This window comes from Vibrio mexicanus (genome assembly GCF_001012815.1).
GTDB lineage: Bacteria > Pseudomonadota > Gammaproteobacteria > Enterobacterales > Vibrionaceae > Vibrio > Vibrio mexicanus.
In genome coordinates this window covers 79,444-95,617 of sequence record NZ_JYJP01000096.1, presented here as the reverse complement: position 1 = coordinate 95,617, position 16,174 = coordinate 79,444, and the positions used below count along the sequence as shown (strand labels likewise).

15 protein-coding genes and 2 pseudogenes are annotated in these 16,174 nt (G+C 43.6%); 10 read left to right on the top strand and 7 right to left on the bottom strand.

The genetic code is table 11. The features are described 5' to 3' along the window. Positions 1 to 341 precede the first annotated feature (341 nt). The 4 genes from UA76_RS14060 to UA76_RS14045 form a co-directional block, all read right to left on the bottom strand. Positions 342 to 875, bottom strand: a complete 534-nt coding sequence (locus tag UA76_RS14060; protein ID WP_047047299.1) for a hypothetical protein — start codon at positions 873 to 875, stop codon at positions 342 to 344. After that, positions 868 to 1,407, bottom strand: coding sequence for a YaeQ family protein (locus UA76_RS14055; RefSeq protein WP_047047296.1), 540 nt, complete (start codon positions 1,405 to 1,407; stop codon positions 868 to 870). Before UA76_RS14055 ends, UA76_RS14060 begins: the two co-directional genes overlap by 8 nt. Positions 1,408 to 1,478: 71 nt before the next feature. Beyond that, positions 1,479 to 1,688: a cold-shock protein gene (locus UA76_RS14050; RefSeq protein ID WP_047047292.1), complete on the bottom strand. Its 210-nt coding sequence runs from the start codon at positions 1,686 to 1,688 to the stop codon at positions 1,479 to 1,481. A gap of 350 nt (positions 1,689 to 2,038) precedes the next feature. Beyond that, positions 2,039 to 3,202, bottom strand: coding sequence for a threonine/serine exporter family protein (locus UA76_RS14045; protein ID WP_047047289.1), 1,164 nt, complete (start codon positions 3,200 to 3,202; stop codon positions 2,039 to 2,041). A gap of 448 nt (positions 3,203 to 3,650) precedes the next feature. Here UA76_RS14045 and UA76_RS14040 point away from each other — a divergent pair, with 448 nt between their 5' ends. The 9 genes and pseudogenes from UA76_RS14040 (at position 3,651) to UA76_RS23080 (ending at position 10,448) form a co-directional block, all read left to right on the top strand. Continuing rightward, positions 3,651 to 4,025, top strand: coding sequence for an NADH:ubiquinone oxidoreductase (locus UA76_RS14040; RefSeq protein ID WP_047047286.1), 375 nt, complete (start codon positions 3,651 to 3,653; stop codon positions 4,023 to 4,025). A gap of 156 nt (positions 4,026 to 4,181) precedes the next feature. Next, complete coding sequence (locus UA76_RS14035; protein ID WP_047047284.1) at positions 4,182 to 5,351, top strand: D-alanyl-D-alanine carboxypeptidase family protein; 1,170 nt, start codon at positions 4,182 to 4,184, stop codon at positions 5,349 to 5,351. Positions 5,352 to 5,550: 199 nt separating this feature from the next. Beyond that, a complete protein-coding gene (locus UA76_RS14030; RefSeq protein ID WP_047047280.1) occupies positions 5,551 to 5,898 on the top strand; it encodes a helix-turn-helix domain-containing protein in 348 nt (115 codons plus the stop codon). 72 nt (positions 5,899 to 5,970) lie between these two features. Next, positions 5,971 to 6,186 carry a DUF3820 family protein gene (locus UA76_RS14025; RefSeq protein ID WP_047047277.1) on the top strand — a complete coding sequence of 72 codons (216 nt, stop codon included), beginning with the start codon at positions 5,971 to 5,973 and terminating at the stop codon, positions 6,184 to 6,186. A 41-nt stretch (positions 6,187 to 6,227) separates the two neighbouring features. Beyond that, the gene (locus UA76_RS14020) at positions 6,228 to 6,470 is read left to right on the top strand and encodes a hypothetical protein (protein ID WP_047047274.1); all 243 of its coding nucleotides are present in this window, start codon (positions 6,228 to 6,230) and stop codon (positions 6,468 to 6,470) included. A gap of 359 nt (positions 6,471 to 6,829) precedes the next feature. Further along, the gene (locus tag UA76_RS14015) at positions 6,830 to 7,885 is read left to right on the top strand and encodes an alpha/beta hydrolase (protein WP_047047271.1); all 1,056 of its coding nucleotides are present in this window, start codon (positions 6,830 to 6,832) and stop codon (positions 7,883 to 7,885) included. A gap of 212 nt (positions 7,886 to 8,097) precedes the next feature. Continuing rightward, positions 8,098 to 9,867, top strand: a complete 1,770-nt coding sequence (locus UA76_RS14010) for an alkyl sulfatase dimerization domain-containing protein (protein ID WP_202906947.1) — start codon at positions 8,098 to 8,100, stop codon at positions 9,865 to 9,867. A gap of 188 nt (positions 9,868 to 10,055) precedes the next feature. Beyond that, positions 10,056 to 10,163 (top strand): annotated as a pseudogene (locus tag UA76_RS23085) (putative quorum-sensing-regulated virulence factor); the annotation flags it as partial. 41 nt (positions 10,164 to 10,204) lie between these two features. Further along, positions 10,205 to 10,448 (top strand): annotated as a pseudogene (locus UA76_RS23080) (hypothetical protein). A 187-nt stretch (positions 10,449 to 10,635) separates the two neighbouring features. On the opposite strand, the gene ppsR reads toward UA76_RS23080, so the two are convergent. Next, positions 10,636 to 11,469: a posphoenolpyruvate synthetase regulatory kinase/phosphorylase PpsR gene (ppsR, locus tag UA76_RS14005; protein ID WP_047047268.1), complete on the bottom strand. Its 834-nt coding sequence runs from the start codon at positions 11,467 to 11,469 to the stop codon at positions 10,636 to 10,638. A gap of 162 nt (positions 11,470 to 11,631) precedes the next feature. Here ppsR and ppsA point away from each other — a divergent pair, with 162 nt between their 5' ends. After that, complete coding sequence (gene ppsA, locus UA76_RS14000) at positions 11,632 to 14,004, top strand: phosphoenolpyruvate synthase (protein ID WP_047047265.1); 2,373 nt, start codon at positions 11,632 to 11,634, stop codon at positions 14,002 to 14,004. 65 nt (positions 14,005 to 14,069) lie between these two features. Here ppsA and UA76_RS13995 read toward each other — a convergent pair whose 3' ends face one another. Both UA76_RS13995 and UA76_RS13990 read right to left on the bottom strand, forming a co-directional pair. Continuing rightward, positions 14,070 to 15,077, bottom strand: coding sequence for a polysaccharide deacetylase family protein (locus UA76_RS13995; protein ID WP_157617643.1), 1,008 nt, complete (start codon positions 15,075 to 15,077; stop codon positions 14,070 to 14,072). Between the two features lie 182 nt (positions 15,078 to 15,259). Continuing rightward, the gene (locus UA76_RS13990; RefSeq protein WP_047047261.1) at positions 15,260 to 16,147 is read right to left on the bottom strand and encodes a LysR family transcriptional regulator; all 888 of its coding nucleotides are present in this window, start codon (positions 16,145 to 16,147) and stop codon (positions 15,260 to 15,262) included. Between the last annotated feature and the right edge of the window lie 27 nt (positions 16,148 to 16,174).

The following is a 16,174-nucleotide window of genomic DNA, read 5'->3' as shown; positions in this document are numbered from 1 at the left end:
GTGACTATGAAGAGTTAGCGCGGGTTGGAGTAGTCCAGTAGCGTGATGTTAATCAAAGAATTGATATGAAATTATTTTGATAAAAAATGTAATTCCGTTTATTTATGGATATTTTTAATGATATTTATGCGCGCATTAATATGAGCATAACTTGCATTTATTACATAACTTGTTGAATACTCATCACAAAATCTCGAGTACCTGATAATGCTATTAATGAGCGCAATCTGAGTGTATGCGCGTAGAGAAGATTGTGAAATTTGATTTAATCTGCGTCACAAATATTTGTGAAAACTTGTGCAAACTCTATTCGATATCGAATGGCTGGAAGAAATGTCTCCTTATTCGAACACTTTGAGCAGTTTGGAGAGCCAAGTCTGTGTTTCTTTGCTAGGTGAGTGTTGTTTTCCCAAATAATAGGATTTTACGAACTCAGTTCTTAGCTGGTGGTTATCATTGGTTTTAAGTTGACCTAGCAGCGTCGCTGAGTTTTCAGCATGATCGTTGGCCAGTCCAAAGTCCATGTTTAAGTAGCCTTGCAAATAGAGCCAGCAGTGCGTTACGAGCATGAACTCCTTCTGTGTTTGGTCGACGAACTTATTGGCATGGGCTTCCCCCAACGTTTCCTGAAACACTTGAGTCATGGCATCTCGAGCTTGATCGCTGTCACCCAATTTAGTACTGGATTCAATATGCGCTTTGGTCAACAAGCCGAGTAAATGGTGAGTGGGTAGCGTGTCTGGTTTGTTTCGGCAAGCATTATCAAATAGCGTGCTATTTTGAGCGCATATTGCCTGCCAAAGAGCTGGGTTGTCTTGAACGAAGGGAAGTTCAACCATGTGGCAATCTGCCAATGCTTGCTCGAGATTAGTCATTCGTTTGTAGTTCTTCCCACGTTACTTCGCATGATCCATTTGCACCATCGACAAACAGTGAGTTACCCGTAATCATCACCGACAGTTCCATCCCACGCTCCACCATGCTTGCTAGTTGCTCAATGGATTGATGATCGAAGCGATAGATATCGGCTTTATGATATCCAAACTTACCTTTGTTTTGCTCCCACCAAACATTCGACTTTGAGTTGAAGCTGTAGACTTTCACTTGTTGACTTAAGCGAGTGGTTTTTTTAATACGCTCAGGATCCGGTTCGCCAACGTCAACCCAAAGTGAGATTTGATCATCTAAGGTTTTGACCCAAATATCAGGTTCTTCGATAGTCGAGAGGCCTTTCGTAAACTGCAAAGACTCTTGTGCATTCAAGCAAAACGCCATAAGGCGCGCCATCATACGTTGATCATTTTCAGAAGGGTGCTGGGCGACAGTAAGGCTTAAGGAGTCGTAGTGGTCTCTGTTCATATCGGTTAGAGCGATACGAAACTTAAAGATAGTGGGTTTTAATGCCATGATTTTTCTTTTTTATAAGACAAAAAAATAGCCAGCGCGATGCTGGCTATTCTCAGAAAAAAGCGTCTAAATTACAGTACTTTGATGCTTTCTGCTTGTGGGCCTTTTTGACCTTGAGATACAACGAACTCAACTTTTTGGCCTTCAACTAGAGTACGGAAACCGTCGCCAGTGATTGCAGAGAAGTGAGCGAATACGTCAGGACCGTTTTCTTGTTGGATGAAACCGAAACCTTTAGTTTCGTTGAACCATTTTACTGTACCAGTAACTGTGTTAGACATGATATATATCCTAAATTTAGTTTGTGAGCCGAATTCGGCGCGGATAGCGTGGAAAAGTAGATTGCTATTGCGTACGACACGACGGGGGAGTTACAAGTAATCCAACGAAATGTATATGTATACAAAGAACTGCTTTCTAGCTGTATGCGAGTGTAGAGTAATCTGAGGTTAAGTCAACGAATACTCGACCTAAACCTCAGAACTTTCGACTATTTCATTCATAAGTATGCGCTATGTTTCATTTTGACCATTCATTTATTGATATTCATGAAAATGAAATCGGTTTGTCTTCAAACTGTTACGCCTACCTGTCTCAATCTAGCGCCATTTTATTTTGATAAACGACGTTCTTATCGCTCTATTCGTGGAGAATAAATAGAGTAAGCAGTGATTTGTCCTGCAACAATCGCTGAGAACATAAAGAGCGCAGACAGCCCAATACTCGGAATTGGCAGAATCGATTGCTCAAATACGGATTGACTGGCGCTGACCAAAACACGGCTCCCGGGTACTAAGATGATGATTCCTTGGACAATATATATGGAGCCAGTGAGGTCCATTTTCTTCGCAACCCACGTGCCATACAAAGTAATTAATACGGTGGTAATCCAAGTACCGACAATCCAACCACTGTCGAATCCAAGATAGAATGGCCCCCACATCCCTAATATTGCGACAGGCAGGCCAAGCAAAATGTCGGTCGGACGAGCGTTAAACAACACGCCAATTGAAACCGAGAGAATGAATAAGCCAGATATATGGAGCCAAATGGGCACTTGGTTGATGTATGTCGTAGTTGGAAGCTCACCCCACAGGGCTTCACCAATGTTCAAACCAATTACAATACCAACAAAGAGTTTGATGAGTGTGAGAGCGCATTGCCCAAGTAAACTGGTGCCCGAAACCAAATCATTAAAGGCTAAACATTCCAATGCGTTGGCGATTGACAATCCGGGTACGAACAAAATGATGGCGGCGATACATAACGCCCAGACGGGGATCTGCGCCCCTAAAGAGGCAACAAACGCCACAAAAATACCCGTGATCAGCGCTGAAAGAAATTCTACGGCAATTGAGCGCCTTGCTTTACAGACTAATTGACATAACCAAACCAGAAAGCCTAGCAGAGCTGCGTAGCCGACGGCTTCTAATGTACTGCCAACAAGCATTAGATACGCCGGTGGGATGCCCATGTTGGCGAGTGCAACGATCCATTTCGGGTAACCAACGGGCTCTGGCACAGGTTCACTGGTAGGCTGATTGATCCGGATGATGGTATTGGCCAACAAACTTAGGTTAATAGAAGCGGGTTTGTGCCTTTTCATCACAACCGCATTATTGTCATCGGGAAACTGATAGTTAACAGATGTTGGAGTCGCTTGAATCATCACGTCTACGCCATGTTTTTGGGCATAGAATTGCGCGTATTTTTCGAGTTTATATGGCGCACAGCCACTTCGGTGGAGCGTGTCTCCGATTTCTACAATCTTCTTAATTCGGTATTCAGAAGGCATGGGTCAAAGCAAGTGAAGTTAAAGTGGGCACAAAGGTACCAGAGCTAAGGGATCTTGACGAGGCGCGGTAGCCATAAAATCCTAACTAATTCACGTTTTTCTAATTGATGTAGGAGGATTCAAAAAGTTAATAAATCGGAGTAGATATCCAGTACAAAAATAGAGATAACTCATATATTCACTAAAAATTCGAATTGTTAATCAATGTATCAATTGTTAACAGTTTGGTAAATTATCAAGGGGAAAAATTGGACAGGCACTGTCAAACATAGAAATTTAAGTTAATAATTTGTAAAGAATAAGCATTGGTGTGTGTAACGCACAATTGACAGCCATTTGGGCCTGTTTTTGGGCCCTTGACGGATAGATTTAATAGGCGAAAATATACGCAAAATGAGTTTGCAAAAATGAAAGGACGCTTTTCCATAATCTAAAAGCGAGGTGGTCGATGAAATTAATTATACTCTCCATGATGTCAGTGTCAGGCGGTATTTTGTCGGCAGATAATTTTTACTCTTTTCTGTTTGGTTTAGCGGTTTCCGCTCTAGCCGTAGGCGCATGTTACTGGTTCGCGCTTCGAACCACAGATTACCCACACTTGGCCCTAGGCTTGTTAGTGCTCGGCATGGTGGCGAAATTCGCAGTTGCCGGTTTTGGCGTTTTGTTTGGCGTGCAAACTGAGCTGATCTGTTCACCGCTGGTTTTCACCCTTTCTTATCTCTATTTCTCAATTGCGATGACATACCTTTGGTTTAGTTATCGAATTAAAAAAATCCCTCTGCCGCATAGAGAAAGAGCAATGAGGCTGCAAACCGCAGACTGATGATCCATTTTTCTCCTTTCAACGACAAAACAACGGTCTTTGAAGGGAGGAAATTGTCACAAAACATCAATATAGCGTTATTTCTGGCAATTTATTAGCAGTGGATTTATCGTATTCGATTATACTCAAGCCAGAATTAATCATTGATGTGGTGCCATGAAAAAAATATCTCTTAAGTCTGTCTCTATAGCGTGTGTGTCTTTACTTGCATCTGCTGCCGTTTCAGCTGCGCCGACCATAATTCCAGATCCTCCGACTATCGGTGCGAAAGGATACGTCCTCATCGATTTCAACACTGGCAAGGTCATTGTTGAAAAGAATGCCAATACTCGCCTTAACCCTGCAAGCTTGACTAAGCTGATGACCGCATACGTTGCTGGTCAAGAGCTTAAGCGTGGTAACATTGGTGAAAACGACCAAGTAAGAATTAGCAAAAACGCTTGGGCGAAGAAATTCCCAGATTCATCAAAAATGTTTATCGAAGTAGGAACTGAAGTCGACATGATGGATCTTTACCGTGGACTTATTGTTCAATCAGGAAATGATGCCAGTGTCGCGATTGCCGAGCACGTAGCGGGCTCTGAAGGTGCTTTTGTTAGCTTAATGAACTCTTGGGCTGCTTCTCTTGGTCTGGATAACACGTCATTTAGCAACCCACATGGCCTAGATAGCGATGGTCTATATTCAACGCCTTACGATATTGCTAAGTTAGGTCAAGCCATTATCCGAGACTTGCCAGATATCTACCCACTTTATAGTGAAACCTCTTTTACCTTTAACGGTATTACTCAGTACAACCGAAATGGCCTACTGCGAGACCGCAGCTTAAATGTTGACGGCATGAAAACAGGTTACACTAGCGGAGCGGGTTACAGTTTAGCCACCTCTGCGACCAGCGGTGACATGCGCCTTATTTCTGTTGTGATGGGTTCAACGAGCCCTAAGAGCCGTGAAGCAGAGAGCAAACAGCTACTGAGTTACGGTTTCCGTTTCTTTGATACTGTGTCACCAAACAAACAGGGTGAAGAGATCGCATTGCCTAAAGTTTGGATGGGTGCGGTAGACAATGTTTCTGTTGGTGTGGCGAATGATGTATTCATCACGTTACCTAAGAGTGATACCCAGAAGCTAACCGCAGAAGTTGAATACAATCGCGACTTAGTTGCGCCAATCACGGTTGATCAAGTACTAGGCCAAGTGATTTACAGTGTAGATGGCGAACAAGTTGCTGCAGCTGAGTTAGTTGCTTTGGAGTCAGTAGAAGAAGGCAGCTTGTTTAAGAAAGCTCTGGACTGGTTCAAGCGTCTAATTGCTAGCTTCTTTTAAATTTTAGGTTACTTACCTAATTAAAAACAGCAGCCTTTGAGCTGCTGTTTTTGCATCTGTGGTTCAGTAGTTTTCAACTTAGTTCCCCACAAAACCAAATCCTAAACCAAACTTCACTGTCCTTTGACATGGCGTTTTCATTAAACCTCAAAATTGCACCATAGCAATAGATCATGAATGCAATAACAGGGTTTCAAACATGGAATTTACTCAGCAGGACACACAAGCGTTATATCAAATGTGGATGTCACAGAAAGCGAAAATGCGATTGACGCAGATGGAAGTGGCGAAACGTCTTGGCATTTCTCAACTCGACTTCTCTTCTATTCTTAGAGGCATGAAGCCACTAACCATGGGGTTTGTTAGCCAGTTTTGTCAGTTGATGCATGTGGATGCAAAGCAGTTCATTCCATCACTGATGGCTGGCAGTGAAACGGCGCCGAAGGTGGTTTACCTAAAAAGCTCGATGACCATTGATGGAGAAATCCAACGTGCTTACATAGAAGGCAACCAGGTGATAGTGGAATACGCACACACCGTAGGCTAGTTTGGTAAACGCACTTGGGATAATGGAGGTCTAATGGTAGGCTTTGCGTTTGCTCCTTACTTTTGAATATCAATGTTAGAGAAAGAAAACCTACTCAAGTTAGCTAGAGTGACGATGCCATTTGGCAAGTATGCAGGCAGAGTGTTGATTGACCTTCCCGAAGAATACCTACTGTGGTTCGATAAAAAAGGCTGGCCTAAAGGTGAGTTGGGTGAGTTGTTGAAACTGTGCCTTGCGCTGAAGATAGAAGGGTTAGATAGTGTTGTTAGGCCTTTAAAGCGGATGTAATCTACCCAACAAGCTCTCAGACTAGAACCAAAAGACCCACTATGAAATTTGATATTGATGCACTGAAACATCACCAACTGGTCGAAGGTGGCCAACTAGAAGGCTACTACATCCATCAGCCTGCAAAAGGCAGTCAACAAAATGACAAAGCTGTCTTGTTAGAGCGCCAAGCGTTAGAAAAGATGGGATACAAAGTAGTACAGGTTCAAGCTAAAGGCCGAACAACAACGTTTGCTGAGGCGATGCAAGATCTGGTAAAGAAGACGGGGCATCAGCGTAAGTAATCAATGACTGCAACTGGCTTAGCACTGTTAACTTCTTCGACAATACCATATTTTTACATGAACAAGGGTTAGGCCGTAAGGCTAACTCTTTTTGGCTCTTTCTACGCTAGCGCATTTTCCCGTTAGACTCTACCAGAATATATTGGACTTACTTAATCTAATTGTTGATGGGTCAGTGTTCTTATTAATCAGTATTCGATTGATATCTAATAGTTTAAGTTAGAAATGTCCCAAGTTGGTTATATAGTATCATGGCCTTACATTGCTTAGCCATATATGAATTTCACTAATTCATATATACGGACAGCAGTATTTGTTAAGTTTCATTTATCTAATAATTGTAATCATCGAGGATTAACATGAAATTTAATAGTCTTAGCAGAGTAATAGCTTTACTTATTGCATCGATAGCAGCCCCTGCTGCTTTAGCAAACAATCCCGAGTCAATTGTTTCTGTCAATTCCGTTACGCCGGGTGTATCTCCCGAGTTTGCTGCTGTACAAGCGAGTAAAGTAATGATGCCAGAATTACCAACACCGACGACAACTGAAGGTTGGTTACAATTACAAAAAGCTTTTGATGCACCAGGCATCGAATTAGGAAAACAACTTGCAGAAAAGTCTGGCGTTTCTTACGAAAAGAAAGAGTTCGCTGGTGTTGAAGTCTTCTTCATTACCCCTAAGAACATCGCGCCTGAATACAAAAATAAATACCTAATACACGTTCATGGTGGTGCTTTCGTTCTTGGTGGTGAAGAATCCGCTCTACGCGAATCGGTTTGGGTAGCCAACGGTCTAGGCGCGCAAGTCATTTCTGTCGATTATCGTCGTCCTCCACTTCATCCATTCCCTGCAGCAGTTGATGATGTTGTCGCTGTTTGGAATGAAGTAATAAAAACACAAGCTCCAGAAAACACCGCAATATTTGGTACCTCAGCTGGTGGCAACTTAACACTTGCAACAGTGCTTTCACTTCGTGACCAGGGCCTTCCTGTTCCGGGTGCAATTTACGCAGGTACACCAGCAACAGATTTAGCCTTAGTTTCAGAGACTTGGCTAACCTTTAAAGGTCTTGACCCACTCGGTGATCGTGACGCGGACGGTCTTATTGAAGGGATGTTCGAGGTGTATGCCGGCGAAGAAGATCGCACAAATCCCTTAATTTCACCAGTTTATGGTCAGTTTGACGATAAGTTCCCTCCAACGCTACTTTTCTCTGGTACTCGCGACCTATTATTGAGTGACACCGTTCGTGTTCATCGTGCATTACGTGCGAACGGAGCTAATGCGCACCTACATATTTACGACGGTCAAGCTCATGGTGACTACGCGCTTGGTATGTTAAGTCCGTTCCCTGAATCTGATGACGCAATGCGCGAAATTAAAGAGTTCTTTAACGAACACATAAACAAATAATCGCAGTTAAAAATACGCAATAACTTAATTTTACTCTCATGCTTTTTATTTCATCCTTAATAAGGTGTGGGAGTGACGATTGTATTCGATGCTAAATAGACTTTCCTTTTTGTTTTAGTATTAAAAAATAAAGTCTTTTTTGGTGGATATATAACACACAATAAGGTTAAAGATTAACAATTTAATTATTTTAACTTGAATGGGATAGTTTAATGATGCACAGGAAATACCTTGTAAGTTCTATATTGATTGCTTCTTCATTTAGTCTACATGCTGGGCAGATAGATCAATATAACCTCTCTTTAAATTACGACCCTATCGTTATGGAAAATGGTACGGTTACATCAAAACCAGCGTCAATGATTAATGAAATTTGGCAAATTGAAAACAAAGAAGTCACTGAAATTACAGACGGTGTCTATCGTATTTCTGGTTGGGGTATTAGTAGTATTATTGCCGTTGAGGGTCCAGAAGGTTGGATCATCATCGATACCGGCGACGATTTACAAGCAGGCAAAGAGCAACGAGCGGCTTTAGAAGAGAAGCTTAATACACAAATTGATGTAAGCGCTATTCTGTACACGCATTCTCACTATGTGTGGGGTGCTGAGGCTTGGGCTGGTGACAATACTAATATTTATGCCCATGAGTGGACTGAAAAACTCTTGAATGATGACAACGGTGTAAGCCCACTAACAGGTAACTTTAATGCACGTGCATCATTGCAATTTGGTGTGTTAAACCCAAAAGAAGGTCCTGATGCCTTTCCAAATAAAATGGGATTCTCACTAGATAAATTAACTGGCGAAAAAGGGTATATTCCACCAAAGGTCACTTTCGAAAACAACAAAATAGAAAGCCATACAATTGCAGGTACTGAGGTTATCGTATTACCATCCCCTACCGATGTAATCGATAGCGTTGCTTTTTACTTTCCTGAAAAAAGCTTAATGGTTACAAATGCAATGCACAATGATGTTATTTTTAATATCTATACGTTGCGAGGTGATAGATACCGCGATCCAATCAGACTGGTAGAAGCTGCTGATTTAGTATTGTCTTACGACTTTGACTATCACGTTGATATTCATGGAGCGCCAGACATGACTAAAGAAGCTGGAAAAGATACCATTATAAAATGGCGTGATGCGCTGCAACTGATTCATGACCAAACCCTCAGAGCAATTATGCTTGGTCATGATGCTCAAGGTGCGGCAGAATCACTGTACATGCCAATGGATTTGAGACAAGACAGAGAAACATACGGTCAGGTTGAAAGTCACGCCAAGCAAGTTTACAACGGTTATGTTGGATGGAACGGTTGGGATATCTACGACATCAACCCAATGCGTACTAACGAATTTGCCAATACATTGGTCGATAGCTTAGGTGGTATCGTTGCGGTCAATGCAATGGCAAAAGCGTCGAACGCGAAAGAATCGATTAAAGGTTGGCAGTGGACCCTATACCTAACGTCTCAAGCGCTTGAAGTTGATGCAAGCAACGCAACAGCAAAACAGCTACGCGCCGATGCCGCTCGTGCTTTAGGTCAACGCACTAGCTCATCCAATGCTCGCGGTTGGTACATCTCAGAAGCGTTACTCCACGAAGGTAAATTGGAGTTTATGGGGCATGAAATTAATGATTACCGTACCCTAAGTGCCATCCTCGGTACCATTACACCGAAAAAACTGGCTGAATCAACCATTGAAGCCAACGTTGACTATCTTCGTTACTTAGTCGATACGCGCAAAGCCGAAGGTCTACACGCTAAGTTTAACTTAGTGATGAGCGACAGCGACAACACCTTTAGTATTGAACTGCGCAACGGTATCATTCAAGTCATCTCACAGAAAAACGCAGGAGTGACAGTGACACTCTCGCATGAGCAGTGGAGTGATGTATTGCTTGGAAACACAAGGTTTAAGCAGATTGATAGCACGTTGTCTGATTTTGATACAGCCCTGACCATCGCACACTAATTCAGCCTTATTGTTAGTGTAAAAATAGCAACCTGAAGGACATGCACTTATTGCAAATAGGTGTATGTCCTTGTAAGGCATAGTAGAACGGGTGCTTTACCAATTTAGTTAAATCACTCACAAATAGGAATGAGATGTAAGGGTTACTCATTCTTTTCCTCCAAAGGACATTTGCTAGTTTTATGGTTGATCAAAAAGGCTGGCCTAAAGGTGAGCTAGGTGAGTTGTTGAAGCTGTGCCTGGCGCTAAAAATTGAAGGCTTAGATAGTGTCGTTAAGCCTTTAAAGCGAATGTAATCTACCGAACAAGCTCTTAGATTAAAACCAAAAGACCCACTATAAAAATTGATATTGAAGCACTGAAAAATCATCAACGGGTCGAAGATGGCCAACTAGAAGGCTGCTACATCCATCAGCCTGAAAAAGGCAGCCTGGAAAGTGATAGAGCTGTTTTAGAAGAGCGAAAAGAGTTAGAAAAGAGGGGGGTACAAGGTAGTACAGGTTCAAGCTAAAGGCAGAACAACAACGTTTGCAGAAGCGATGCAGAAGTTTGCAAAGAAAAGTGGGCATAAGTCCAAGTGATAGACGAAAGTAGTTTTCCACGTTGCCTTTGAACGCTCTAAAAATTGCCTGACTCTTCTACTTTCTTATCCTAATTTGTTCTGAGTGCACTGTTCTGGGCGGCAATTAGCATTGCCGCAATCTTCCTTTGTCGTCATATCCAAAGGTGACACTAGTGGGGGTATCTTAGTGCGCGAGATTAAGTGGACTAGAACAAGCGGCGTTTTAGTCCTACCTTTTCAAGAATGCGTGTTGAAATCTCCTCTACAGAGAGCGCGGTTGTGTTGATGTAAGGAATCGCTTCTCTTCGAAACAGTGCTTCAACCGTTTTGAGTTCAATGGAACACTGCTCAGCACTCGCGTAATCGCTTCCTGATAGGCGATTTTCTCGAATTTTATTCAGCCTTTCAGCATCGATCGTTAAACCAAACAGTTTGTGCCTGTGGATTTCAAACTCGGGTAACAAGCGCATTGAAGCCATGTCTTCAGCAATGAAAGGGTAGTTCACCACTCGCAAGCCAAACTGCATCGCCATGTACAGGCTAGTAGGAGTTTTTCCACTTCTCGATACGCCAAGCAGAATTATGTCTGCTTCTTCAAAGCCTTTCAAAGTAACCCCATCATCGTGTGCGAGCGTGTACTCTATCGCAGCAATGCGGTCGAAATAGTTTTTTGAATCTCTACCCACACTTCTGGATCGTTGCAGCTTGGGTTTAGGTTTCACCCCTGTATCTGAAGACACACTTTCAACAAAAGGGCCAATAACGTCGTATCCATTGATGGGAGCCTGGGTCAACGCGTCACGAATGGTCGGTACCACGATAGAGTAAAACACTAATGGCATAATGCCTTTGGATTGATAGGAGTGATGAATTTCTTTTAATAATTCATTGAGCTTATCTTCGGTTTCCACGAATGGAAATGTCCGCTCATTACATTCAAATGAAAATTGGCCGAGTACAACATGGCCTAGGGTTTCACAGGTGATGGCGGTTCCGTCAGAAACATAGAACACATCACGACTTTGGGTTTTGTTTTGCATTTTTAGTTTAAGGTGTCAAAAAAAATTGATTATGATGCGACCCATAATACAAATAAAAATACCCTGCTGACTATTACGTACCCCACAGCTTTGGAATTTTCCATTCGCTGACGTAATCGTTTGCCTTTAATCCCCCTACGCTGCTTATTTCTGGAGAAATAAATGCAAAATAATACTCTTTGGTTCAATGGCCTATCCATGCAAGATGTCGACAAAGTCGGCGGAAAAAACGCGTCTCTCGGTGAAATGGTGTCAAACCTTTCTAATGCGGGAGTGAGTGTGCCAAACGGCTTTGCGACCACTTCCTATGCATTTAATCAGTTCTTGGATTACCAAGGATTAGATGAACGAATTCACCAACTGCTTGATGACCTGAACGTTGAGGACGTTGAAGCACTGCGTAAAACCGGTGCTCTGATTCGACAATGGGTTCTCGAAGCGCCGTTCCCTGCGGATTTAGAACAAGCCATCCGCGACGACTACGCGACTTTGGTGGGTGAGAATCCAGAAATTTCAGTGGCGGTTCGCTCGTCTGCAACTGCTGAAGATCTACCCGATGCATCATTTGCCGGTCAGCAAGAAACCTTCCTCAACGTAAAAGGTATTGAGTCAGTATTAGAAGCGACCAAACACGTGTATGCTTCGCTGTTTAATGATCGCGCTATCTCTTACCGTGTGCACCAAGGCTTTGATCATCGTGGAATTTCGTTGTCTGCGGGTATCCAGCGCATGGTTCGCTCTGATGAAGCTGCATCGGGTGTGATGTTCACGCTAGATACGGAATCAGGTTTCGATCAAGTCGTGTTCATTACGTCTGCTTGGGGCTTGGGTGAGATGGTCGTGCAGGGCGCGGTCAACCCAGATGAGTTTTATGTTCACAAGCCGCTGTTAGAGGCAGGCTCCGCTCCGATTGTGAAGAAAACCTTCGGCTCCAAGCTGATCAAAATGATCTATTCAAACAGCCAAGAGGTCGGCAAACAGGTTGAGATTGTTGATACCTCAGCAGAAGAACGCCAAACATTCTCGCTGACGGACGACGAGATTAAAGAGCTAGCGAAACAGGCGATGATCATCGAGAAGCACTACCAACGTCCGATGGATATTGAGTGGGCGAAAGATGGTATTGATGGGAAGCTGTACATTGTTCAAGCCCGCCCAGAGACGGTATGTTCCCAGTCAGAACAGAACGTGATTGAGCGTTACGAGCTTAACGCTAAAGCAGAAGTATTGGTTGAAGGCCGTGCGATTGGTCAGCGTATTGGTTCTGGCCCAGTTCGCTTAGTGAAATCTTTGGATGAGATGTCGCTTGTTAAAGAAGGTGATGTCTTGGTTACGGATATGACCGACCCAGATTGGGAGCCGGTGATGAAGAAGGCATCGGCAATTGTCACTAACCGTGGCGGCCGTACTTGTCATGCGGCGATCATTGCGCGTGAACTGGGTATTCCAGCCATTGTGGGTTGTGGCCAAGCAACTCAGCAGCTTAACGACGGTGAACATGTGACGGTGTCTTGTTCTGAAGGTGAAACAGGTTATGTGTACCAAGGTGAGCTGGCATTCGAAGTTAAACGTTCATCGGTTGATCAACTACCACTGCTGCCAACCAAGGTAATGATGAATGTGGGCAACCCAGATCGCGCGTTCGATTTCGCGCAGTTGCCAAATGAAGGGGTGGGGCTTGCTCGTCTTGAATTCATCATTAACAAGATGATCGGTATCCACCCGAAGGTTTTGCTTAACTTCGACGAGCAAAGCGAAGAGCTTAAAGCTGAAATCCGCGACCGTATCCGCGGTTACAGTGACCCAATTGATTTCTACGTCAGCAAACTAAGCGAAGGTATTGCTACTATCGCAGCCGCATTCTGGCCAAAGCGTGTCATTGTGCGTATGTCTGATTTTAAATCCAACGAGTACAGCAACCTTGTAGGCGGTAAAGAGTTTGAACCGCACGAAGAGAACCCTATGCTGGGTTTCCGTGGTGCATCACGTTACATCTCTCCTGATTTTGAGCAGTGTTTCGAGTTGGAAACTCAAGCCATCAAGCGCGTTCGTAATGAGATGGGCTTGAAGAACGTTGAAATCATGATTCCATTCGTTCGTACGACAAGCGAAGCGGCTTCTGTCATCGACTTGCTGGCGAAGTTTGATTTGCGCCGTGGCGACCAAGGTTTGAAAGTCATCATGATGTGTGAGCTACCGTCTAACGCGGTATTGGCCGATGAGTTCTTGAAGTATTTCGACGGTTTCTCCATCGGCTCGAACGACATGACTCAATTAACTCTAGGGTTGGACCGTGATTCTGGTGATGTGGCACATCTGTTTGATGAGCGAAATCCGGCTGTGAAAGCCATGCTCAAGATGTCGATAGACGCGGCAACTAAAGCAGGGAAGTATGTCGGCATTTGTGGTCAAGGCCCGTCGGATCACGATGATTTGGCGAAATGGTTGATGGAGCAGGGAATTAGCTCGGTGTCGCTCAACCCAGACACCGTGATTGATACTTGGTTGAAGCTGGCGGAAGTCAGCGAAAGCTAAACTCTACAACAGATTTAAAAATAGCGCCATCTGGCGCTATTTTTAATATGGTTATGGTGTATGAGCTACTCAACCAACCATTGCTGTGATAGCCAAAAGTAAGGTGTGCCGTTACGATGAGGTGCGGTGCAGTTGACACGATGACGGCCTTTAGACAGAGGTGTAGCTGGTTTAACCGAAAACTCTTTATCGGATTTCCAATCCACTTCAATATGTTGGCCATTCAAATAGCATTGTAAATGCGGGTAGTAAGCTTCACGCGATGGCAATAAGGTGACGTCGAGTACAGGTCGCTTGTCTGTTGTTTGTGGATCGGGCAGCGCAGCGTAATTGAGTGGCAATGGCAGCGAATTCAATTTATGTCGCATAGACGTGATGCTCGAATAGTTACCAGCGGTGTTAAAGCGAGGTAGCGCTTGCCAGTCGCTGTGCATACCTATGGACCCCGACTGCTGACCAAACGATATATAGCCTTGGGAATCGAGCCACTTCTTAAGTTCCGTATTGTACTCACCATAAGGGTAAGCGAACATCATTGGTGCATGACCAATTTTTTCTTCAATGCGTTTTTGCGCCGAATTAATGTTGTTTTGAGCGTCGGATAGCCAGCTTTCGTCGCTGTTGGCTTTGGCAACCAAGTGGGCGTGGTCTAGGGTGTGGTTGGCGATGGTCGCGCCGTTTTCCGACATCTCCTTGAGCTGCTCCCAGCTACAGTAGCCCTGATAACCTTTATCAACTGGAGTGGTTGAGACGAACACTGTGAAGGGTAAGTTTCGCTTTTTCAATTCCGGATAAGCAATATCGCATACTGAGGAAAAGCCATCATCAAAGGTTAACGCTAAACTTTTTTTGGCGAGCTTCTTACCAGATAAAACCTGCTTTACCGCTTGCTCTAAGTCAACGATTTGATAGCCCTGATTCTCGAAGTGATCCAACTGCGCCCTAAACATCTCAACACGAGTGGATGTCACTGATGGCGTTTCATCAGCAATATGGTGGTATAGAAGGACATTCAAAGATTCAGCGGCAGCGGGCATCGCAGCCAAAGACAAAAGAAGTAAGTGTTTTATCAAAGTATCGCTCTCGGTAATAACAATTCGCGCGGTGTCATTGTAAATACTTAATGAGCCTGTAAATTAAATTTCTGTCAGAGTTTTGTGTGAGAAATAGCAATCAGGCACGTTTGTCGCAGTTTTGCGATGAATAGCAGCATCATTGGTCGCTCCAGTATGTGTGCTCGTGTACAAGTGTACCTTCAAAAATAATGTTCGGCGATGTCACTGCACCAGTCCAATATTTGCGCAATGATGGGATTGTATTGACTTGATGCACTAAAAAAAACGGAAGCAGGAATCTTTACATCGTCGACTAATAACGGGCTAGGTTTCTTAATAATTCTACCTTCGGCTTCCCATTTGCTTGCAATGTGATCTGGCAATACTGCCCAACCTCGAAGCTCCAATAGAGAGAGAAGCAGTTCGTTGCTTCCTACCACTCGGCAATGTGAGGAGAATGGTTTGATGAGCCCGTCTGTTTTGACCGTATGCTCGGCAATGTATTGTATCTCTAATTGTGTATCTTCAAGCGTAATCTCTTCGTGACTTGATAGAGGAGACTGGCTTCCTACGTAGAAGTGATAGTTTATGTAGCCTATGTTCTTGTAAAGAATCGTCTGCTTTGGAAGAAGGTTATATTTGGTAGGCAGAAAAACTAAATCTAGGTCTCCACTTTCTAGAGCATCTAATGCTTGTTCTCTATGCTTTTGAACCCAGTTTATCCTTACCTCAGGGTAGGCTTCGAGTGCTTTGCTTTCAATTTGACGAATAAAGTCACTTGGAAAGTCGCTGTCGAAACAGAATGTGAGTTCGTGAAGGTTGTGCTCAAACAACTCTTTGGTGTACAGATCTAACTGATGATTTTGGCGTAAAACCAACTTCACTTGAGGGTAGATTCCGTTTCCGTAGTCTGTGGGTATCGCTTTACGACCTTGGATTGTAAATAAAGTGAATCCGAGTATATCTTCATAAGACTTAATCAGTTCTCTTACGGTCGTTCGGTCTTTGTTGAGCGTTCGACCAGCGGCACTGTATGAGCCTTTTTCAAATACGGCAATGAAGGCGTTGAGTTGCTCCAAACTGTGCATATATTTTCCTTTTGAACGTAATTTCCC